Annotated in this window: 22 protein-coding genes; 12 read left to right on the forward strand and 10 right to left on the reverse strand. The window is 40.8% G+C overall.

Going from position 1 to position 22,424, the window contains the following annotated elements; genetic code table 11:
- The first annotated feature begins 30 nt into the window (after window positions 1-30).
- Together L4D78_RS14670 and L4D78_RS14675 are read left to right on the forward strand one after the other, a co-directional pair.
- Window positions 31-1,977, forward strand: a complete 1,947-nt coding sequence (locus tag L4D78_RS14670) for a TRAP transporter large permease (RefSeq protein WP_428467613.1) — start codon at window positions 31-33, stop codon at window positions 1,975-1,977.
- 139 nt (window positions 1,978-2,116) lie between these two features.
- Window positions 2,117-2,533 (forward strand): GlcG/HbpS family heme-binding protein, encoded by a 417-nt coding sequence (locus tag L4D78_RS14675; protein ID WP_428467614.1) that lies wholly within the window; start codon window positions 2,117-2,119, stop codon window positions 2,531-2,533.
- Window positions 2,534-2,561: 28 nt separating this feature from the next.
- On the opposite strand, the gene L4D78_RS14680 is transcribed toward L4D78_RS14675, so the two are convergent.
- The 3 genes from L4D78_RS14680 to L4D78_RS14690 all read right to left on the reverse strand — a co-directional run bounded on the left by L4D78_RS14680 (window position 2,562) and on the right by L4D78_RS14690 (window position 5,096).
- On the reverse strand, window positions 2,562-3,233 hold the full coding sequence (locus L4D78_RS14680; protein WP_428467615.1) for a Crp/Fnr family transcriptional regulator: 672 nt from the start codon (window positions 3,231-3,233) through the stop codon (window positions 2,562-2,564).
- Between the two features lie 215 nt (window positions 3,234-3,448).
- On the reverse strand, window positions 3,449-4,531 hold the full coding sequence (gene rodA, locus L4D78_RS14685) for a rod shape-determining protein RodA (RefSeq protein WP_428467616.1): 1,083 nt from the start codon (window positions 4,529-4,531) through the stop codon (window positions 3,449-3,451).
- Window positions 4,532-4,616: 85 nt separating this feature from the next.
- On the reverse strand, window positions 4,617-5,096 hold the full coding sequence (locus L4D78_RS14690; RefSeq protein WP_428467617.1) for a hypothetical protein: 480 nt from the start codon (window positions 5,094-5,096) through the stop codon (window positions 4,617-4,619).
- Window positions 5,097-5,298: 202 nt separating this feature from the next.
- Here L4D78_RS14690 and L4D78_RS14695 point away from each other — a divergent pair, with 202 nt between their 5' ends.
- Complete coding sequence (locus tag L4D78_RS14695; RefSeq protein WP_428460410.1) at window positions 5,299-5,763, forward strand: outer membrane lipoprotein; 465 nt, start codon at window positions 5,299-5,301, stop codon at window positions 5,761-5,763.
- 151 nt (window positions 5,764-5,914) lie between these two features.
- The gene (locus L4D78_RS14700; RefSeq protein WP_428467618.1) at window positions 5,915-6,577 is read left to right on the forward strand and encodes an alpha/beta hydrolase; all 663 of its coding nucleotides are present in this window, start codon (window positions 5,915-5,917) and stop codon (window positions 6,575-6,577) included.
- A gap of 58 nt (window positions 6,578-6,635) precedes the next feature.
- Here the strand turns inward: L4D78_RS14700 and L4D78_RS14705 are convergent, their stop codons facing one another.
- The 3 genes from L4D78_RS14705 to L4D78_RS14715 form a co-directional block, all read right to left on the reverse strand.
- The gene (locus tag L4D78_RS14705; protein WP_428467619.1) at window positions 6,636-7,262 is read right to left on the reverse strand and encodes a 3'-5' exonuclease; all 627 of its coding nucleotides are present in this window, start codon (window positions 7,260-7,262) and stop codon (window positions 6,636-6,638) included.
- Window positions 7,263-7,288: 26 nt separating this feature from the next.
- Window positions 7,289-7,711, reverse strand: coding sequence for a DUF3859 domain-containing protein (locus L4D78_RS14710; protein ID WP_428460646.1), 423 nt, complete (start codon window positions 7,709-7,711; stop codon window positions 7,289-7,291).
- A 139-nt stretch (window positions 7,712-7,850) separates the two neighbouring features.
- The gene (locus tag L4D78_RS14715; RefSeq protein WP_428467620.1) at window positions 7,851-7,997 is read right to left on the reverse strand and encodes a hypothetical protein; all 147 of its coding nucleotides are present in this window, start codon (window positions 7,995-7,997) and stop codon (window positions 7,851-7,853) included.
- Window positions 7,998-8,616: 619 nt separating this feature from the next.
- On the opposite strand from L4D78_RS14715, the gene L4D78_RS14720 reads away from it, so the two are divergent.
- Window positions 8,617-9,783 carry a sodium:proton antiporter gene (locus L4D78_RS14720; RefSeq protein ID WP_428460648.1) on the forward strand — a complete coding sequence of 389 codons (1,167 nt, stop codon included), beginning with the start codon at window positions 8,617-8,619 and terminating at the stop codon, window positions 9,781-9,783.
- Between the two features lie 147 nt (window positions 9,784-9,930).
- On the opposite strand, the gene L4D78_RS14725 is transcribed toward L4D78_RS14720, so the two are convergent.
- Window positions 9,931-11,313, reverse strand: coding sequence for an MATE family efflux transporter (locus L4D78_RS14725; RefSeq protein ID WP_428467621.1), 1,383 nt, complete (start codon window positions 11,311-11,313; stop codon window positions 9,931-9,933).
- 54 nt (window positions 11,314-11,367) lie between these two features.
- On the opposite strand from L4D78_RS14725, the gene L4D78_RS14730 reads away from it, so the two are divergent.
- Window positions 11,368-12,267 carry an AraC family transcriptional regulator gene (locus L4D78_RS14730; protein ID WP_428467622.1) on the forward strand — a complete coding sequence of 300 codons (900 nt, stop codon included), beginning with the start codon at window positions 11,368-11,370 and terminating at the stop codon, window positions 12,265-12,267.
- A gap of 50 nt (window positions 12,268-12,317) precedes the next feature.
- Here L4D78_RS14730 and L4D78_RS14735 read toward each other — a convergent pair whose 3' ends face one another.
- Window positions 12,318-13,310 (reverse strand): MBL fold metallo-hydrolase, encoded by a 993-nt coding sequence (locus L4D78_RS14735; RefSeq protein WP_428467623.1) that lies wholly within the window; start codon window positions 13,308-13,310, stop codon window positions 12,318-12,320.
- Between the two features lie 169 nt (window positions 13,311-13,479).
- Window positions 13,480-13,830 (reverse strand): hypothetical protein, encoded by a 351-nt coding sequence (locus tag L4D78_RS14740; protein ID WP_428467624.1) that lies wholly within the window; start codon window positions 13,828-13,830, stop codon window positions 13,480-13,482.
- A gap of 154 nt (window positions 13,831-13,984) precedes the next feature.
- On the opposite strand from L4D78_RS14740, the gene L4D78_RS14745 reads away from it, so the two are divergent.
- From L4D78_RS14745 to phrB, 6 genes are all read left to right on the forward strand, one after another.
- Window positions 13,985-14,401 carry an ACT domain-containing protein gene (locus L4D78_RS14745; RefSeq protein ID WP_428467625.1) on the forward strand — a complete coding sequence of 139 codons (417 nt, stop codon included), beginning with the start codon at window positions 13,985-13,987 and terminating at the stop codon, window positions 14,399-14,401.
- A 308-nt stretch (window positions 14,402-14,709) separates the two neighbouring features.
- Window positions 14,710-16,770: an alpha-amylase family glycosyl hydrolase gene (locus tag L4D78_RS14750; protein WP_428467626.1), complete on the forward strand. Its 2,061-nt coding sequence runs from the start codon at window positions 14,710-14,712 to the stop codon at window positions 16,768-16,770.
- A gap of 154 nt (window positions 16,771-16,924) precedes the next feature.
- Window positions 16,925-17,248 carry a divalent-cation tolerance protein CutA gene (cutA, locus tag L4D78_RS14755; protein ID WP_428467627.1) on the forward strand — a complete coding sequence of 108 codons (324 nt, stop codon included), beginning with the start codon at window positions 16,925-16,927 and terminating at the stop codon, window positions 17,246-17,248.
- A 155-nt stretch (window positions 17,249-17,403) separates the two neighbouring features.
- Entirely contained in the window at window positions 17,404-18,351 is a 948-nt protein-coding gene (locus L4D78_RS14760; protein ID WP_428467628.1) for a YbgA family protein, read from the forward strand.
- A gap of 7 nt (window positions 18,352-18,358) precedes the next feature.
- Complete coding sequence (locus L4D78_RS14765) at window positions 18,359-19,171, forward strand: MerR family transcriptional regulator (protein ID WP_428467629.1); 813 nt, start codon at window positions 18,359-18,361, stop codon at window positions 19,169-19,171.
- An 85-nt stretch (window positions 19,172-19,256) separates the two neighbouring features.
- Window positions 19,257-20,708, forward strand: a complete 1,452-nt coding sequence (phrB, locus tag L4D78_RS14770; RefSeq protein WP_428467630.1) for a deoxyribodipyrimidine photo-lyase — start codon at window positions 19,257-19,259, stop codon at window positions 20,706-20,708.
- Window positions 20,709-20,721: 13 nt separating this feature from the next.
- Here the strand turns inward: phrB and L4D78_RS14775 are convergent, their stop codons facing one another.
- A complete protein-coding gene (locus L4D78_RS14775; RefSeq protein WP_428467631.1) occupies window positions 20,722-22,377 on the reverse strand; it encodes an ATP-dependent endonuclease in 1,656 nt (551 codons plus the stop codon).
- Window positions 22,378-22,424 lie beyond the last annotated feature (47 nt).

Below are 22,424 nucleotides of genomic sequence, written 5' to 3' on the forward strand. Positions count from 1 at the left end.
TTACTCTAGATGTTGCATTGGAGCAGCGTTATGGAAATGATTAAGCAATATGAACATCAGGATAGTTTTAAAGATAAAGTATCAAATATCTTAAATAATATAGAGAAGCCTTTCCTTTTTGTCGGTTTGATATTGATGATTGCGATTATTAATTATCAAACATTTTTCAGATATGGTATCTCCACAGCAGTAGAGTTAAGTGCAACGCCTTGGTTTGAGCATTTTTTTGGTGGATTGTTAGATGTTGAGGCTTTTCGCGCCACCATTAAAGGAGCTGTTGGCTGGGGAATTTGGACTGAAGAACTGGCCCGCTATATTTTCATTTGGATTTCATACCTTGCCGTTTCAATATCGATCCTGACACGTAAAGGAATTCGAGTCGATGTGCTGCATAACCGCCTTCCAGAGCGGCTCCAAAATATTGTTTGGGTGATGATTGATAGTTGTACCCTGGTGTTAGTTTTACTCTTTGCTTACATGGGGTTAGGGTATGTAAATATGCAATTTGTAATGCCTCAGATCACCCCAGCGTTACAAATAGGTTATTACATCCCTTACCTTATATTGCCTATTGGGTTTGGTTTGATGTCTATACGTACCTTGCAGACATTATGGATACAATGTCGAAATATGGCAGCCAGTGATATTGCTATCGGGATCGCGCTGTCATTACTCTTATTTGTGCCCGTAATCGTGTCTGAGGATTGGAATGCTTCATTGTTATTATTTGGCTATTTCACTCTTTTTTTACTGTTAGGGGTACCTATTGCTTTTTCACTCGGCTTAGCTGGATTAGCAACCGTGTTGGGTGCCGGCACGTTACCTGTCGATTATTTGGCACAAATCGCATTTTCATCCATTGATTCCTTCCCGATTATGGCGATTCCTTTCTTTATTGCTGCCGGCATGTTTATGGGGGCTGGCGGTCTATCCAAACGGCTACTGAATTTGGGTGATGAGATAGTTGGCGCCTTGCCGGGGGGGATGGCACTTGCGAGCATTATGACATGTATATTCTTTGCTTCGATAAGTGGTTCGGGGCCTGCGACGGTAGCGGCTATTGGAACAATTACCATACCCGCCATGATCGCCCGGGGGTACGATAAATATTTTGCCGCTACTGTCGTGGCTTGTGCTGGGGCTATTGGGGTGATTATCCCACCGAGTAACCCTTTTGTTGTTTATGGGGTCTCAGCTCAGGTGTCGATCGGTAAATTGTTTATTGCTGGTATTATTCCCGGTTTAATTATGGGGGTTGCCCTTATGGTAGTGGCCTACCTAATTTCGAAGAAGAACGGCTGGTATGGTGAAGTCAGAGAGCGTTCGTTGAAAACAGTGATGAGTGCAGCTTGGCAAGCAAAATGGGCTTTGATGGTACCAGTGATTGTGCTAGGTGGTATTTATGGCGGTATTATGACGCCGACCGAATCGGCTAGCGTAGCAGCATTATATGGGCTGTTTGTTGGACTATGTATTCATAAAGAGCTGACATTTAAAAGTCTCTGGTCATCAACGCAAGATGCTGCAGGTATTTCCTCTGTCATTATTATGCTAATGGCAATGGCGACTATTTTCGGTAATATCATGACGATAGAGCAGATACCTGAATATATAGCTGAATCCATACTCGCACTGACATCTAATAAACTTGTTATTCTTTTGATGATAAATGTTTTCCTGTTATGGATTGGTATTTTTATGGAAGCATTGGCTGCGATTGTTATTCTGACTCCGATACTATTACCGTTGGTATTAGCGGTCGGGGTTGATCCTGTTCATTTTGGGGTGATGATGGTAATGAATTTAGCCATTGGTTTTGTTACACCACCAGTAGGTGTTAATTTATTTGTCGCGAGTGGTATTGCTAATGTGAGTATTAGTGGGTTGGCTAAGTCTATCTGGATTTATCTATTGGTTATGATTTCAGTGCTACTGTTGATTACTAATATCCCTGAAATATCATTGTTTTGGTTTTAATTTACCTTCATTGATGACTTTTATAGGTGTTAAATGGCTTTGATGATTTATTTTTTAGAGGGTAAATCATCAATAGCGCGTAGAGCCAATGGAAAGGGAAATCAACTCTTTTAAATCAGTACAGAATAAGGAAAGTTTGATGTTTATTAACCCAGAGAAAGTTAACTCAGGGAGTGTTGCAAAAGTTTGTCTCGCGTTGGCAGAAAATATACACCGAGACGGGGGTGTACCCGTCTGTTTTGCTGCTGTAGACAGTGTAGGAGAGTTGATCTACCTGCATCGGATGGATGGTGCTCCTGAACGACTGATTAATATTGCCATTGGTAAAGCGTACACGGCGGCAAGGATGCGAGTATCGACGACAGCATTCAAACAAAGATTAATCGATGAGCAGTTATCATTAGCTGACTTTTTAGATGTGAAATTCACCTCATTACCTGGGGGGCAGCCCTTGTTTGATAATAAACAATTAATAGGTGGAATCGGTGTGAGTGGCCGAACATTAGAAGAAGACAGGGTACTGTGTCTGCAACTTGTAGATTCTATTCTTTCTTGAGAGAAAAACACTCGATATCGCTACGCTGCTACTTGTCGAGCTCAACCTCAAACTCGTGTTCAAGAACCTGACGATTAATAACGCTTATATACCGTCTCTCAACGTTAATTGCCCCCGCATCTTGTAATTGCTTCAAGATACGATTGTAGACACGGACTGTTGTTCCAAGGCGTTCGCACTCTAGGCTTTTATTAATGATGTATTTTGTGTTGGGGTTGTCGCTATCAAAACGAAGTAGATCATCAATCACACAATATTTAATGCTATGAAGTATGCTGCGAGYCATACGCTCAACAGACAGATACCATTTGGTTGTAATGTGTTTGAAAATGTATTCAGCCAATTTGGGCGTCTGGTAAATTTGCTGAGTAAATGCTTTCCCATCAATAAGGTAGGCATCACAAGTCGTTTCTGCATAGACACTGTAGAAACCACTTTTTTCAGAAAACAGCTCCATTAATCCAAGAAAGCCATTGTGTGCATAGGTGCCAATTTGATAGCGACGACCATGGCTTGTTTGACGACTAAGCGAGATTGTCCCTTTAACAATAAAAAAGACGGTGTCGCTATGTTGCCCCTGAGTCATGATTGCTTGTCCTTTATCTATCTTGATGGGTTTTAAGGACAGCAGTGACTGGTTTTCTTTGAGGTAATCTAGAATATTTTCGGAATGGTAAATGTCATGTGAGGTTATGTGCATAATTAAATCGTATCGTTTGAGCTAAAGAAAACCGCAGACGAATACTAGCACCAGAGAGTAATAATTGTTGAGCAAAGTGTGGAGTAGGAGAACAAAATTCTCAATATATTTAGTCACCAAAGCTAAGAAGATAAAAACCATAGCACCAAAACGCCTTCAGTCGAGACGTTGACACTTTGGTGCATATGACTTTTATCGTTTGAACGAAACTACGGTTATTTGGCTTTATACGGTTTGTATAAACAGAGTGACATAATAATGCCAAAGCACACGCCTTGCGTGATCATTGCGGTACCACCATAGCTGAAAAACGGTAATGGGCTACCCATAACAGGTAATACGCCACTGACCATACCCATGTTAATGAAGGCATATAAGAAGAAACTTAGTGCCAGCGCACCACTGACTAAACGATTAAAAGGAGATTCGCACTGGCTTGCTAGCCAAATAACCCTTGCGGTAATAAATAGATATAGGCCAAGCAATAACACACTACCGAGAAAACCCCATTCTTCGGCAAACGTAGAGAAAATGAAATCAGTGTGGCTTTCAGGAATAAACCCTAAGTGACCCTGTGTCGCATTCGTCCAGCCTTTACCTTTAATGCCCCCAGATCCAATTGCAATTAACGATTGGATTATTTGATAGCCAGCACCAAGCGGATCGGATTCAGGATCAAGAAATTGGCTAACCCGTTTCTTTTGGTAGGCTTCCATAACAAAGTACCAAAGTAGCGGTGCTGTTATGGCTATCCCCCCTAAGAATGAACCGATAATCTTCCAACTCATTCCTGCAAAATACAGCACAAAGAGGGCGTAAATTAGGGTGAATATTGCACCGTCTAAATCTGGTTGGATGAAGATCAAGCCCGCAGGGATACCAGTAACGGCGAGACATCCACCAATCTTTTTCATGTTTGGTCTGCCAGCTTCAACTACTAAGAGCCAAGCCACCATCATTGGGATCGCAACCTTAACTAGTTCTGAAGGTTGAAAGCGAATTGGACCTATAACAAGCCAACGTTGTGACCCATTTGTACTATCACCCATGATAATAACACCGAGCAATAACACAATTGCTAGGCCATAAAGGTAGGGAGAAATGAGTTGGTACTTTATTGGTGGGATCGATGACATCACGATAATCGCGCTTAATGCGATCACAGCACGGATTATATGACGTTCTAACATGGGTTCACTGAAACCGCTGGCGCTCCACACGGTGAGTGAACCGAGTAAAATAAGCGAAGTAATAGCAAGGAATAAAGGTAGATCAACTCTGGGTCTATATTGAAACATAATATCTTCATCAAAAGTAATAACGCCGCATGAACAAGTGTTCTGCGTTCTTTGGCTATATAGCTAAGCCTTGTTTGTTCTTAACTTATGATGGAAGCGAACTTATCGATAAAATTTTGTAATGAACATTTGACTCTTTCCAGCCGCCAAGTCGGTGCGCATTTGAGGCGTAAGAACGATATTGCGTTGCTGGAATGGCAACTGCTTTTTGGGCTTCTTTACGCCAATTTTTTGTGACTGATTGAGCTCTATAGAAAGGCGCTTTTGCGGGATTAGTCTCTGACTCATCGATAAAACGAAGGCTGGGCGCCGATGGTGGTGAAATAAGGACTAGTTGATGATGTGCATCAGAGTGAGATTGTGCTGATGTTGCATAGTCGTATTCTTCACTTTCACGTCTTGATTCTGAAGAGTCAGTCGCCAGTGAAAAATGGTAAGTCGAATGTTGCTCATAACCAGATGCAAAAAAATGGCAAAGAGAGGTTGTTAGGAAAATAAAACAGACACTTAGCAATAAGATCAAATGCTGCTGGAGTGGGTATGGTTTATTTTTTAATCTCAACACGGTAATGGCTATGTTAGTAACGAATAAAAGCTGTCATAAAATAGCGTTTTGGCAAAAAAAAGCAATGTAAATTTCAGGGTATGTACGTTGTGGTTTTTCATTAACACTTCCAAGTTTGATGGGGCAAGGGGTAAACCTTTAACTTAGAGGCCTGTTGCTATACTTATGGCAATTGTGTGGGATGCTATAGGTAGGTGTTGTTGTGAGAGGTTTGTATCTTATCGTTTTCTTCTTAAGTACTCTTGGAGTATACGGTTGTTCAAGTAATCCTTATGGTGACTCTTATGGTGTTGCTAATACACGGACAATACAGCAAGTTCGATACGGAACAGTGATGAAGACCGAGCCTGTTTCGATTGAAGGTGAAGGACAAGTTGTCGGTGCACTCGCTGGTGCGGCTGTCGGTGGGATCTTAGGCTCGAAAGTTGGTGGTGGCTCTGGTTCCGATATTGCGGCCATTGGTGGTGGTGTACTTGGTGGGTACGCAGGGAGTAAAGCTGCTGAGGGGGTAACTCGGCGAAATGGCGTGAACTTAACCATTAAAATGGACGATACCGGAGAAACAATTGCGATTGTTCAAGAAGTTAACCCGAGCGTTATTTTTCAAGTCGGTCAGCGTGTAAGGGTAAACGTTGACGGTAAAACAGCAAGGGTCGTGCCAGAGTAATCTAAACGACTATTACTTAACAGAAAAAGGCCGCTGCATCATGTATAACAAATGATTGCAGCGGTTTTTTCGTTGATGGAATAGTATGTGAGAATTATAGCGGGGGTTGCTATATCAGCATGTACAAATTAATAGAGGGTAGTAAGTAATAATGACGTATTTATCTGCAGTAATCGTTGAGCCTGAAGTTAAGGCAACTGCATCGGTTATCTGGTTGCATGGGTTAGGTTCTAATGGACACGACTTTGAGTCGATTTTACCTGAGCTTCATTTGTCTGCTGATGCGCCGATAAGGTTCATTTTTCCACATTCACCGTCAATGCCTGTAACGGTTAATGGCGGCATGGTTATGCCAGCTTGGTACGATATTTTAGAGATGGGCGCAGGAAGAAAGTTGAATATTGAGCAGCTAAAAACCTCTGCAGAACAAGTAACCCAATTAATAGACCGAGAAATTGCTAATGGTATTGCCAGCGAGCGGGTGATTGTAGCTGGTTTCTCTCAAGGAGGAGCGGTTGCTTATCATGCAGCGTTAAGTTACCCGCAGCAATTAGGTGGTTTGCTGGCGTTATCGACGTATTTTCCCACAGCAGATATTATCGCTATCGCTGAAGCAAATAAAAATCTACCGATTAATGTAATGCATGGCTCCTTTGATCCTGTTGTTGTACCTACGATGGGGAAAAGTGCCATGAAATCACTGCAACAATTAGGCTTAGTGGCGTCATGGCGAGAATACCCAATGGAACACCAAGTGTGTTTGGAACAAATTAAAGATATAGCGAAATGGTTCACTCAGCAATTTAAAGTGTAGGGTAAGGCCTTAGCCTAGTGTATCTCAGGTTAACCGTAGTTAACCTGAGTTGATGTCATTATACGCTTAACGCTAGCTTATTAAGGTAGCTAGGGACAGACGCTTTAGCTGTCTTTGCTAACTTTTGCATGTTAGAAAACGTTAGTTGACGTAGCTTGTAATTTGACTGCACTGTATGAAGAATTTCAAGCCAGAGTTTTGCAGTCATCTCAGAATCGGCTAATGCGCGGTGAAATACACCATCGTTATCAATATTAAGTGTATGAACGAGTGTGCCCAATTTGTGGTTTGGCGCATCTTGAAATAAGCGACGTGCAATCAGCATTGAGCAAGTAAACTGACCGTCATATTGACGGTTGATCTGTGTAAGTTCAGCATCTAAAAAGCGTTGATCAAATGAAGCGTTGTGAGCCACAAGATTATAACCTTGAATGAAATCTGCGAATTCATCCATCACTTCATCACAAGGTGCAGCAGTGGTTAGCATGCTGTTTGTGATGCCTGTATAGCCTTCAATAAAGCTGCTGACCCTGAACCCAGGGTTCATTAGTTTTTGAAAGTGGTCGACGACAATCCCGCTTTCCAGTTTCACTGCACCAATTTCAATGGCTCTGTCACCCATGTTTGGTGATAAGCCGGTTGTTTCGAAATCGAGTACAATGACGGTGTCGGCATTAGTTTGCATGTTTATTTTATTACCTTATCTATTTCTTAGAAGCCGCGACGTTTCCAAAACTCACCTTCATCTCTTGCGTAGAGGTTGAACGTTTTTTCTGCAATGACTTTATTATGCATCTCAATTGTCATACGCCATGGCCCAATTTTATTTGAAATTGGTTCCCATATTGTATCACCTAAATAGAAGTCCCAATCATTGGTACGAACGTGGAGTTCACCATCAAATGGTTCTAACTCTTCACCATCATCATCGGTAATGCCTGGATGGTAGATGCAATAGCGGATTTTCTCTCCACGGGCTTTTTTTATATTGATAGTGAAACCAAACTCAATATCGATTTCAGCCGGCACATCAGTCGTGAAGGTTTTAACTTTGGGTAAATGTTTAGATTCAGCATCCCAAGTTGTATGAATCCCATAGGTTTCAATGCTGACAACGGGTTTTGATTTTGCCATTGTTGGTTTTTACAAGAGGGAAATGTAGGGGCGATTATACCTAATCTTCAAAAAATCCCTAATCTTCAAAAATTTCGTAGTTTCAACATGTACCACCCGATGGCATCCTGCCATCGGGTATGCGCATTATAAAGATAAGTTATTCTCCCTCTTCGTCATCGCTAGGGGAGCCTTTAGCGAAATTTGTATCGAGTTCTTCATCAACTGAATCTTCAGCTTGTTTGTCGATGATGTTATCTGACACATCTTGGTTTGGTGCGAAGATATTTTTTAGCCAATCAAACATAAGTTAGCCTTAGTGGCATCACCACAGCAGTCTATCGATTCTTCATGGTAATTGTAGTGTAAAGGAAGGGGATGTGTATGAGATAAGAAACAAGACAAACTTAGAATGTGTCAACGTTAAGCTCCTGTAACACATATTTCAAATATCGATTTTTTATGTTTGTATAGCATTAAAGTGCATATAAGAGGCACGTAGTAACCCGCGCATAAATGCAATCTAATGTTGCAATTTTGTGTTCTTGTTTGTTTGTGGTCTTAACATTACACATTGAATTGGTATTGTTTTATCGGTTAGACAGAAAAGTCTTGAAAAGAAAACCGAGCTAAGGTTATTATTCACTCGTAAAATTTAATCTTCGCTTAAAAAGTCCTATCTCAAGCCTCCAGAGCTAACATGTTGGTAACATATGTTGCATTGTGTGACCAATGGAAACACTCGCTAAATCTTTATCTAACTTAAATACATAAAAGATATTTTCATTACACAAAGATACGATTGCATACCGTTACTTAAATACAAACATTAAATTTATGAATATATTTCCTCTAACAATAAAAAACATATAAATGTCAGTTTTAACGTAGAGGTAAATTATGTATTTAGTTTTAGAGGTGTCGGAATGAAGCAGATAGTTCTTTATTCTGTATTGTTGCTGGTGGGACTTGTTTTATCCCAATTACTACCAACGTTCATCGAAGGGTACGCATCAATACAACCATTCTTAATGGTTATCACTATGTCGGCACTTGCTTATATTATGATTAATGTAGGTAGAGAGTTTGAAATTGATAAGAACAACCTTAAGCAATATGGCTGGGATTATGTCGTTGCAATGACAACAGCAACATTTCCGTGGATCGCTGTTGTTGCCTATTTTATTTTCGTGCTTATGCCAAGCGATCTTTGGTTTAATGCTGATGCATGGACCGAAACATTAGTTATTGGTCGTTTTGCAGCCCCTACATCTGCTGGAGTATTGTTCGCAATGCTTGCTGCTGCAGGTTTAGGTGCAACGTGGATGTTTAAAAAAGCCCGTGTACTAGCAATATTTGATGACCTAGATACCGTATTGCTAATGATTCCATTAACAATCTTGGTTGTCGGCTGGCGCCCAGCTTTAGGCTTGACGTTACTTGCTATGCTGGTGATTTTAGCCTTGGGTTATAAATATCTTCATAAGTGGGATATACCCTCATCAGCGAAGGCTGTTGTAGGTTACTCCGTGTTTATTGCTGGCTTATGTGAAATTTTCTACATTTCGACTGATATTCATTTTGAAGTATTGCTACCTGCTTTTGTTTTAGGCTGCATGATGAAATCTCAGCACGAAACGAAAGAAGACCAGAAAGTTTCTGTTGTCGTTGCAAGTGCATTTATGGTGCTTGTAGGTTTAAGCCTGCCACAAATTATTGGCGCAGCTGAAGTCACTAATTCCGATAGTATTACAACATCAATGCCAGCAATGGGGATGGGAGAGATTGCTTTCCACGTAATGATGATTTCGATTGTGTCGAACCTCGGTAAAATGTTCCCACTATTTTGTTACCGCAAAGAAGCCACTATAAAAGAGCGTCTAGCACTTTCTATTGGTATGTGGCCACGAGGTGAGGTTGGTGCAGGTGTATTGATGATCAGCATCGGTTACGGCTTCGGTGGACCAATTGTCACAATCAGTATGTTGTCTTTAGCATTGAACCTAGTGCTAACAGGGTTCTTTATTATGGCAGTACGCAGTTTAATTCTTACGAAAGATGAAGGAGTCGCACATGAAAAAACGAGAGCTTAAGTTACTGGCAGCAGTTATGACTATTTTCCTGTTTTCATTAGTTGTTGGTCGAGCTGCGGCGTAATTAGATCTAGTTAAATTTTAATAAAATATCGCTTAACCATTTAGCGGGCTATGTATCCAGTTTACATAGCCCGTTTTTTATTTCTAAATTGCAGGTTGTGCTTGAACCGTTAAATTATTCATCCAACGTCGTTTCAAGTAGCGATTAAAGCAAAGAGATAGTTTCACTACTTCTTCTACTAGCATTGCGGCATAAACCCAGCCAAAACTCCACTCACCAAGAAAAGCACCATAAGTGGTTACTGGAATACCAATTAACCACATTGCAATAAAGTCCATTCGTAGGCAGAACATGTTTTCTCCCCCCGAGCGCAGAATACCGTTAATAATAATCATATTTAGCATGCGTAAGGTAACACCAATACTTATCACAATCATTGCAGGTTGTGCGTAGGGCAGCAATTCATCACTATCTAGGTTAAGCCAACGAATGACAAATTCGCTATTAATATAAAGAAAAATACCAATACCAATACCAATAATCAGGACAAATTTAATAAAGAATGCCGTCATGGCTTGTGCTGCATCAAATTCGTTACGACCTAGCGATTGCCCAACAAGAACAGAGCATGCAACGGAAATACCCATAAATACTGAATAGAGTAGTGACTCGAAGGGACCGATCATACTAAATACAGCGAGTTCGGTTGTGCCTAAACGACCAAAAACAATTTGGTAAGTAAGGGTACCTAGTGCCCACAGAAGTGCATTTAATGAATGAGGGATCGCCAATTTACGATAGGTCATCCATAGGGTTTGGTGGTTCGGAATTGCACGGCTTGTTAATAGCCAGTGATGGCGGTATGCCATTACCGCCCACATCATCATGACCTGTGCAAATCGAGCAATTGTTGTTGCAAACGCAGCTCCCGCTACACCCATTGCAGGAATACCCCAACCACCTTTAATGAATAGGAAGTTTAACGCGATATTTAATGCAATCGTTATAGCACCAAGTATTAGAGGTAATAGTGCATCACCACTAGAACGCAGGCTTGATTCAGTGGTAATGATCACATGCGTTAAAATTAATACCGGAAAACTGTACCAAAGGTATTGCGCGCCTTGTTCGATCACCTGAAAATCATGAGTTTGCAGCTGCATAATTTGCGGTGCGAAAAACGTGATGACAAAGGTCACTGGCACCATGATAATGGCACCGAATTTCATTGCCTGTAAAGTCACGGTTTTTGCGTGAACTTTGTCTTTATTGCCCCAATATTGCGAGACAAGCACACCATTTGCCGATGCAAGGCCAGCCATGATCATGATAGCAACAAAGTGCCACTTTGAAGCAATACCTACTGCGGCTGTTGCAGACTGACCAAAGTCACTCACCATCAAGACATCGGCAAGTGCTAGAATCGCAACCAATGCACTTTGAATAGCAACTGGAAAAGCCAGTTTAGCTACACGGGAAAAAAGTGCGTCGGGTAAGGCTGATTTTTTAATGTATTTTGTTGTCATATTAATGCCCTCTATTTACGGGGGCAAATATATAAGAGCAGGGACGTAAGCGACATGTTAGAAAAACCACAAAACCTGTGTGAATCTGTCACCCTTGAAAAGCGCTTGGATCAGAAGAAAACCCATTGGGCAGAAAAGGTGTATTTATCTGAAGCGTGTAAAGAGCGCTTTTTAATGCAATCCGACTTACCTGAGTTAACTGATAATGAGTTTTTCATGGCAGGATTAGCTGAATTATCTGATGGTTATGAAATTGAACGAGAGTGTACGACTTTACATACATTGCTGTTTTCTCTGGAAGGGAAAGGGTCACTTACCACTGAGGATATGGAGTACCAGTTATTACCTAACACACTGACGATTCTTCCTGCTGGGTTACCATTTCGATTTGAGTTATCAGAGCCTAATGGCCATTGGAAGATGGCATGGGTATTACTTGAAAAAACAGAGAAATGGCATCCGTTTGCCGCGAATGGTCAACGTGTAGAGTTTACCCAATTAAGTGAGCAGGTGTGGTCAGTTATGAATTTATTGCACAGTGAGATAGGTGGTCGTTCAAGCTATCGAAAACTGTTTGCAAGTGAGTTATCAAGGTTGTTGCTTGGCACAACTACACTGGCTCCGTCGAATTCGGTATTACGTGTTCAAAGCGTGTTTAATGAAATAGAGTCTCAGCTGCAACATAACTGGACCGTAAAGGGTATCGCAGAGAAGTGTTATTTGAGTACTGAGCAGGTAAACCGAATTACAAAGAAACTTTATCAATGTTCAACGCAACAACGCTTAATTACATTACGAATGGAAAAAGCTGTCGACTTACTGCATTACAGAGAGTGGTCAATAGGGATGGTTGCGCAGCGATTAGGCTACGCAGACCCGTTTAACTTTACTCACCGGTTTAGGCAATATCACGGTTGTTCACCAAGAGAATATAGAAAGAGATTAGGTTATTAAAATAAGCCTTATACCCAAGCTACTTGGAGTAACTTGGGTATTTGATCTCCCTATAATGAAAGACTGTCACCTTGAGATGGGAACAAAAAGGTTACGCCCAAATCATTTTGTGCCTCTAATTGTTTCTTTATGACGGTTTTAGGATCTTCGCCTTTTTTCAGACTGTACTTGATGTGACTAATAATAATATTCAAGTCTTGCAGTGATCCTTTTCCTCCAGCTAAATGCTCGAGTTTTCTCAGTTCGTGCATTAGCCAATCAGGGGTCAGGTGCCCGAATAAAAATTGGTCTTCAACACCATTGGTAAAAGAGACTTCAATGACAATTCCAGACAGTTTATCTTCCTTGATATAAGGCACTAATGATTTCCAGACCGTGTTTATTGCTTTACTTTGCTCAACGTCATCCGGGCCAGTATCACCGAAATATACAAAGGCAGTACCATTGTTATCTAACAGGAATGCTGTGGATTCAACACCGGAATGGCTGAGTGGGAAAGTTTTGACCTTTAGCGATGTTGACTTTATGTCTTGCCACTCTAGTGGAGTAAGGTCGTTCATTTGGAATTTTTTTAACTTGAAACCGTCGCCTCGGTCAGTGAAATTTGGCCATGAAACCCAATTGAAATAAGTACTTGAGAGAGCTGAATTCACAGAAGGGAGACTGTAGATTACCTTGGAGCTATCATCTGGTGAGGCAATAATCATTCCTGCAACGTGATCTAAATGTGCATGGGATATGAAATAGCCTTTTATACGTTCTTTTAGTACATATCCGACAGTATTATAGGGCGAGTCTTCAGGTACGGTAATATGATCAAAAGCCCCTTTTTCAGTAGCAATTTTGATCCCATTGACCAGTGTACCAGCATCCATCGTAACGTAATGTTGATCTTGAGATGCTTTGACCAGAAAAGCCGTGAGGTTACCGTCTTGTATACCACCACGAGAGCCTAGCGTTACCACATCAAATTGCTTAGTTGGGGTTGCACTAACCTGTAATGACAGTAGGGTAATGAAAAGAATAAAAAAATGCTTAAACATCAGATCCTCTAAATAGTCGACATCTATGTCTGGATAGTCAGACGTTATCGTGGCTATTGTAATTGAGTTGTGATGAATGCGTTGAGGTTTATTGTGAGAATATGTGAAAGGCTATGAGGCGAAAATTCAAAAAACAAAAAGTTGCCGGCATTGAATGCCGGCATCAAGATTATTTTCGCTTAGGCTGCTGGTAAGTTCGGCCCGCAACTTGGTATACATCTTTTTGCTTCATTTCAAACATGGCAAAGAAGAACCAAGCAACAAACTTAATGATGTCATCACCATCGTTCATAACCCATTCAACGTATTCTTCTTCTTGACCTTCGTCGTTCTCATGTACTGATACATGATAAATACGTTTTTCGCCGTCAATTTCAGCTAACTGAAACTGACCAGTAAGAGACACTGCTGCTTCTGAGACTTCAGTATCTTCACAAGCCTTCAGCGCTTCAAGCGCTTGTGGCAAGTTTTCTTTTTCACACAGTGCTTTAACTAGCGTTTCAAACTCTTCGTGTTGCATTACTCTAACCTCAAATACTCATTGGTATAATGCGACTATTGTAACAGTGTGAAAGCGTGATGTAGTAAAAATAATGGATTAGCATCTACCATAGTTAAGCTGAGTGCTGATTAACTAATCAGTTATAACAATGAAATGATTAAGGAAGCGATAAATGACTGGGATAACTGATCTAGATGTTTTACTAGAAAATATGTCACCAATTTTGATGGATGGCGATTTTGTTTTTTGTACTCAACATATTGAAAATGAAATCTCAGTTGAATTTGGTTCGTTATTATCACTTAAGCCCCTAGCAACATTTATGGAGTCAGAAGGCTTAACCATGGTGATTGAGAAGCGTATAGCAGACACTGAAAAGCTTGAGTATGAAGGTGTATTTAAATGTATAACCCTAACAGTTCATTCAAGTTTAGAAGCCGTTGGATTAACAGCTGCAGTTGCAGGGCGGTTAGCGGAATTGTCTATAAGTGCAAATGTCATTGCAGCCTATTATCACGATCATGTATTTGTGCCTGTAAATAAAGCGGAAGCAGCGTTAAGTGCATTAGCAAACTTCGGCAATAAATAGCCGAAGTTTGCTTACATAGCTCAACGAAGCCATGAATTGATGAAAATGCACCTCGTATCACAAACATAATGTTTGTTGTTAGTTACTCAGTGAAACATGAACTTAATAACAGATTGGGTGGCAGTATTTTGCTACACAGCGACGTTTTATTGCTAGCGATCTCACTTTGCATACATGGATTATCGTGAACGGCTCATGAAATTCCCGTCTGAATAATAACTTTGTTCTACGCCCCTTGCCTACGCCTTGCTTCCAACAGCAGGGGATGGTCTCAGGTGTTATCTTGTTGTGAATAATGAATAACCGTTATGGAACCTCATATAAAAACAAGATTAATCAAGGAGATTATCGTAGTGAAACGGAATCTAAAAACGTGTCTAGCATTGGCAATAGTAGCTTCGCTAACCGCTTGTTCAAGCACAGATATTACCAATACTGATAAGTCAGAACCATACCTCTGTGATACCCAGCTAATGTCTCAATCAGATGATTTGAGAATCTATCAAATAATGGTAGAAAGTTTTGTCGATGGCGATTCAAGTATTGGTCATGGTACGGGTTACGGCACCAGCCATCATAAAGGTGACTTACAGGGTATTATAGACTCACTTGATTACATTGAATCTCTTGGCGTGAATGCGATTTGGCTGACACCTATTTTCTATTCTATTCCAGTCGAAGGACAAGACCACTGGGCCGATCGCCTTGATGCAACAGGTTACTTTGCCAGTGATTATTTTGCGGTTGACCCTCGTTTTGGCACTATGGAACAAACCAAAGAACTTGTTGAAAAAGCACATGCGAAAGGTCTTTACGTATTCTTTGACGGTGTATTTGGTCATCATAAAGACAATGTAGTGCCATCACCAGAAGGCCGTTTGCCAGTCGGTGAGAGTAACCCCGTTAGTTATCCTGAAAGCCTAGAGTTTTACCAAGAAGTCGCAACGTATTGGATTAAAGAGCTGAAAATTGATGGTTGGCGTTTAGACCAAGCCTATCAAGTACCGACAGATGCATGGAAATCGATACGTCAAAGTGTTGATGAGGCTTCTCGCTCAGTGACTTACGTTAACAACAATGGCGAAAACGTTAATCCTCTTGGCTACATGGTGGCCGAGATTTGGAATAATGAAAACTACATTACAGAAACAGGTTATGGTGAACAAGATAACCCTGCATTGTGTTCTGCATTTGATTTTCCTGTGCGATACCGTGTGGTTGAAACCTTTGCCGTTAATGAAAGTAGTGTAGGCAATAAAGGTGGCGCTTGGCTCAATGACGGAATGAATTTACATAGCCTGTATCCTGATCATGCGAAACCTAATTTGATGCTAGGTAATCATGACTTAGTGCGATTAGGGGATTTGTTACAGCGAGGTGATATTGCATCGCCAGATGACGCTGAATATTGGTTGCGCCATAAAGCCGCACTGTCATTTCAAGCCGCATATACCGGCCCAATCACGTTATATTACGGCGAAGAGATTGGTGATCAAGTAGATGGTTATGCTGCGAAAGTAGAAGAAAACTGTGCCGTTAAAGGTCTTTGTGACGATCATGTCGCACGCACCAGCGCAAAAATTGATGGCATGACAGTGTCACTTGGTAGGCACCAAGCTGAACTTAGACAGTATGTTTCGGAACTCATGGCGTTAAGAGCGGCTCACCCAGCGTTATCATCAGGCGTACGAACCAATGTTGTTGCTAATGATAATGCCTATGTCGATCACAAGCAGGGTGTTAATGAAGCTTTGCTTTATATGGTAAGCACCACTTCTCGCGCTGATATTGTTGTGATCAATGCCGCCGGTGCGGGCTCGGACGGTGCGTTAATTGATTTACAGTCGGGAGAGCGATTTATACCGCAAGACGGTAACTACTATATCCCGTTAACGGCATTTGAAGCACGCTTCTTGCAAATTGAAGCACCATCTGCTGACGGTGTGAAATTAAACGTTGCGGCAGCTGTTTCGCTATCAGGCGAAGGTTTCATGGCGCAGTGTGATAATCCAACGGTTGAGCAAGCTGGGCCGATTGAGAAGACATTGTATGTGGTTGGTGACTTTGCGGATGCAGGTTGGAGTCATAAACCCCAAAGAGCGTATGAATACAAAGGGGACAACACCTATCAGGTTGTTGTCGATGAAAAAGTAGGTGCATATCGCATGCAATACGCAAGTCGTGACTGGTCACCACAATACACCGCAGATGGTTTAGAGCTCAAACCTGGAGTCAAAACCACGTTGAAGTCGGGTGGTTACGGTAAAGATACCGCAGTGACACTCCCAGAAGCAGGGCAATATGTCTGGAGTTTGAAGTTCAACGACAATGGTTTGCCTGAACAATTAATGGTTTCGAAGTGCCCATAAGCGTTTTTAATGAGTGATGTGCTTATATATGGCGAGAATTAGAGCCTGATAATGATAAAAGAAAGAGATCCAAGTGTTCTCTTTCTTCATTTTAGCGGATGGGCTCGATGCTATGAGTGTATAATTATGATTGTTTTTATTAGAGAAATTCGGCATGTCGACAGAATATTGTGTAGTCCTTACAACGTTTGCAGATGAACAAAATGGTGAAAAGATCATTCATTCTTTGATTGAAAAACGCTTAGCTGCCTGCGTTCAAGTTCAATCAATAGAAAGTTACTACCATTGGCAAGGGAAAGTGAATAAAGATCAGGAACGTTTGGCAATTATTAAAACGACGAAAGCGCATTACAAAGCCGTTGAAGCGGACATTATCAATAACCATGATTATGAAACCCCACAAATTATTCAGCTTCCAATAACCGCGGGTTACAGCGAGTACCTTCATTGGATAAATGAGGAGTGCTTTGATCAATAATGTATCAGTATTTTTACTCGCTATATAAGTATGTATTTTAACTATATGTTTTAAATCAATAAATGTAGTTGTACAAAAATAAAACTTGTACAACACCCTACATCGAACTAACTTTAGTTGTACAAGAGGTAAGTTTTGTACAAGGCTGGTGAGTTATGGAAATGCTTGTAGGAATTAGCGCTTGTGTCATCGGTGAAAAAGTCCGTTTTGATGGCGGACATAAACAAAATCGATTTGTGGTCGATGAGTTATCAAAATACGTAAAGTTTAAGCCAGTGTGCCCTGAAGTGGGTATTGGAATGAGCATTCCTCGATCTGCTATTCGCTTACAGCAAGTTACCGAAGGTGATGAACGCCTCGTTGATAGTAAGACTCAGGAAATTGACTACACCACGAAAATGAAGACCTTCGCTCACAAGCAAATTTCACAGTTTGATGAACTCAGAGGTTATGTTGTATGCGCAAAGTCTCCAACTTGTGGTATGGAGCGAGTGAAACTCTATGTGCCAAACGGTAATACCGTGCCAGGCGGAAGTGTTGGCATATACACGAAAGAACTCATGGAAAGAATGCCATGGTTACCTATTGAAGAAGACGGACGTTTACAAGACCCAGTTTTAAGAGAAAACTTTGTATTTCGTATTTTTGCACTAAATGATTTTTATAAAAGTGTACGTGATAATTTGTCATATGATGCTTTTGTAAAGTTTCACTCTCGTTATAAATTGGTACTAATGGCGCATAGCCCTAAAGCCTATAAAAGTATGGGTCCATTGGTAGCAAAGATTAAAGAATATGATTTAGATTCTTTTTATATAGAATATCGTCAACAGTTTATGGATGCGATTAAAAAAAGAGCCAGTCGGAATAATAAAACAAATGTACTCATGCACCTTCAAGGTTACTTTAAGAACTCATTAACAAAAGAACAAAAACAAGAGTTATCCGCACTCATTATGAGCTATAAAGATGGCCATCAGCCAATACTTGTGCCGTTAATGATGATTAAACACTACTTACGGGAATTTCCAGACCCATATTTGCAATTACAAATGTTTATCGACCCTTATCCTGAAGAATTGAAATTACGTTATGGGCTGTAGTAACGGTATGTTTACCATAAAAGAAGTATCAGATATTACGGGTGTAAATTCAGTCACATTACGTGCATGGCAAAGACGTTATGGATTACTTAACCCCGCGCGAACTGAAAAAGGGCATCGTTTATATAGCCAAGCTGATATTGAAAAAATTCAGAGTATATTAGGATGGTTAGAAAAAGGAGTGGCAATCGGGAAAGTGAGGCCATTGCTCGAGACTGCTTCTCTGTCTGTGATAGAAGACGCGAGTATTGAAACAGAAAATGATATTCGCAAGGCAGTAGAGCAACTTCTTGATGCTCTCGCAAATGTGAATGCGAGAACGCTTGATAAGCAATTAACTCAATTAATGAAAGAATACCCCCTTGATGTGTTTGATAAGCAGATAGCAGCAAGGGTAAATGGGGTTATAAACTCAAGTGATAACCCACTTTCTGCTATTCAAACGTCGCTTTGGCGAAATGTGTTAAGTGAACGGTGCCTTTTTCAAGTCGTAAAATCACGCAGAAGAAATAATAAACCTTGTGTGTTGATAAGCTTTGATGTGATACCAAGTTATCGCGTTTGGTTGCAAATGATGACATTAACCGAGATTGGTTACAGTGTGACGTTATTAACGAACTTGTCTGGGAAGCTATCACCATTAATTGTAATGATGAAAGAATTGCAAGTAAAAACACTTTATATAGACGGCGATAATAAATTAAGTCGTTATGACCAAGAGCAGCTAATTCACTTAATATATGAGGTGGAGTGTATTGTCTATTGTACTGGAAGTATTAACTCTATACATCCTCACCTATCAGAAGGGAAATATAAATAATCAGCGTATAATAAAACATGTCATGAATTGATGTTTAAACTCCCATTAACGAAAGCACATGAATACCAAATGACGAGGCTATGTTATGCACGAGCATACAGGGTTGTTATGGTTAAGAGCCGACCTACGTATTATTGATAACACAGCACTGATTGCTGCAAGAGCCCATTGCAACCAACTCATTGCGGTGTATATATCTACACCCATGCAGTGGCATGAGCATAATGTTGCTCCAATACAAATTGACTTAATTTATCGTCGTTTGTGTATTTTAAAAGAGCAGCTATCTACCTTGAATATTGCATTTGAGTTAGTGGAAGTCGCAGACTATAACGCGGTGCCTGAAGCCTTATTAGACGTTACAAAGAGATATAACATCAAGCATGTATTTTGTAATAAACAATATGAATGGAATGAACAACAACGTGATAATGAGGCGGCTCAGTTATTAGAGAATAATAAAGTAAAGTTTTCATCGTTTGATGATGCATGTGTTCTACCGCCTTCAAGCGTTTTAACGAAAAAAAGCGAAGCGTACAAGGTGTTTACACCATTTAGGCGAGAATGGATTAATGTATTTTGCCAGCAGAATACAATGCCTAAAGCCAAACCTGGTGCTTTACCTCTTGGTACCGGAACGGGTACGGATATCGCTCAGACTAAACACATGACGGTGACCTACCCAAAAGCGGACAGTATGTTGTGGCCTGTCGATGAAGACGCAATCAGGCAGAGGTTAAACACGTTTTGCTATGAGAAGATTAATGAATATAAAGATAATCGAGATATCCCCTCATTAGATGGAACGAGCTGCCTTTCACCTTATTTAGCCCTTGGTATGTTATCGCCTAGGCAATGTATTGCGGCGGTACTTACTGAATACCCTGATTGTTTAAATGACGCTGAGTCTGGTGCTTTCTGTTGGCTTAATGAAATTATTTGGCGAGAATTTTATCGTCATTTAATTGTTGCCTATCCCAAGCTCAGCCGTAATCAACCGTTTCTAGCGTGGACGGTCTCTGTACCTTGGGTAAGTTCAGAACGCAGGCTAAAAGCTTGGCAGCAAGGTAAAACGGGCTTTCCAATCGTTGATGCTGCTATGCGTCAATTACTTGCAACCGGTTGGATGCATAATCGATTAAGAATGATTACAGCCAGTTTTTTTACCAAAGACTTACTGATGCATTGGCAAATTGGTGAGCAATGGTTCATGTCTCACCTGATAGATGGTGATTTGGCATCAAACAACGGTGGATGGCAATGGGCTGCTTCGACGGGTACTGACGCTCAACCTTATTTTCGTGTATTTAATCCGACAACCCAAGGAGAACGATTTGATCCAAAAGGAGAGTTTATCCGTACATGGGTGCATGAATTAAAAAATGTCCCAGATAAATACATCCACCAGCCACATTTATGGTTGGGTGCTGATCAAATTGATTACCCATTGCCAATTATTGATCACAAGGCTGCTCGGATTATGGCAATTGATGTATTTAAAACAGCAAAAACACGTAGTACAAAAGGAGCGGTTTAGTGGGATCAGACAATTAACTAACACCGCGCGACATTGCGACCATCCGTTTTAAAATCCAACGGAGTAATATGGGAATTTCATCGACATTTTCTTCTTCAACATACTTTACCATGGAAAGGGCAACATCGGGTTTTGCGTGGCGTTTTAGTGCTCGCTGAATAATCTTTTTGGGGATTAATGGTGAACTATCTGGAATAGCAGCAAGCTGGCGGAAGAGTGGCTCAAAGCCATTAAAATAAAGATAATGTTCAATGTCGCGTTTGGGTAATACGGTTAAACGATGTCTCTCAGCATCAGATCCCAGCATATTCTTCACTGTTTCCGCGTATTTTCTTCCAGCCATATCTCCATCAGTAACCACATGCCATTCAATGCCAAGACTCTTGGCAACTTTAACTAAAGGCTTTAGCCCACTTTGTGCAAACTCAATGAGCTGTACACCTTCAGCATTAAGGTTATACCCGCAGATCCTTGCCAGTTCATTGAAAAGCCAAACTTCCGTTTCACCTTCTACAAATAACCATGCCCGAGAGAATAAAGCGCTAGGTCGGTGAACACGAAGATGAAAAGTGACACGGCGCTGCTCATCTTTGCTTAATTGATTGGGTTTTATTGAAAAGACCTTTGTCTTATTTGGGGTTCTAATGAGCTTTTTAATAGATGATAAAGGAACGATAGAACAAAGATCAGGGCTGTTACTGGTTAAGATCTTTTGCATCGGCATTTTTGAAATAAATGTCCATGCTTGGTGCAAAATAGTTGGATGTAATCGCCCCTCTGGATCCTCTAAGATCAAAATAGGACGAGAAATGCGTTTCAGTTCGACAGGGCCACGGGCTCTTATAAAAGCATTAAGTAGCCCCATGAGTAACAACCGACTCTGTTTAGTTATTTGGGGTTGAGTGAGTTGCTCTAAGGGGTTAACCGAGTACTGTGCTCTATCTGGAAAGTGTTGACGTTCAAATTCATTACGTCTGTTGTGAGGCGTGAATGCAAAATAGTGATCAACCAATGTACGCAGTGCAGTAACACTACTTTTTATCTCGGCTTGGCTAACATGGCCTGGATGGGTCATTAAACGACGGCATGTATTATCCAGCCGTCGTTCAATACGCTGATTATCAGTTTGGCGAGTATCATTTTCGTTTAGCGTTTTATCTTTAACGGGCGCTTCTCTTAACCGACGTGCATCGCGAATGCGCACAATAGGGTGAAGTACCATCAATTGACGAGCGAGTTTAAGGCTGTCATCACATGCTATAGGCTGTCCGTGATTATCAAGGAATTGCCGCAGGGTTGTAATTTTATCGCCAATGACACTACTGGATATTTGATAAAATAATGACTCACAGTCATCTTTCGTCTTAACCCAAATAGGTGTAAAAGCCTTATAACGACGAGCTTTGTGCTCGCTTGGGTAATCTTCACTGAAATGCAAAATAATGTTGAGGTGGCTGACTTTTTCATGACCTGCAGTGTAATCGACATGAAAATCAGAGAAATGGAAGGTGTAAAATTCAGCGTTTGGTGAGAGTGCAATATCAAGCGCATCGAGTAATGAGGATTTACCCCAAGCATTTTCCCCGATGAGTACGGTGAGTTCATCAAATGAAAGGGACAAACGTTTAATACCTCGAAACCCTGATATTTCAATACGCTTCAATTGCATAAGGTACCTCGATGGTCAGCCTAGGTAAGGTAATAAGAAAGTAGGTG

This window comes from Photobacterium minamisatsumaniensis (assembly GCF_050336695.1).
In the GTDB taxonomy this organism is placed as follows: Bacteria; Pseudomonadota; Gammaproteobacteria; order Enterobacterales; family Vibrionaceae; genus Photobacterium; species Photobacterium minamisatsumaniensis.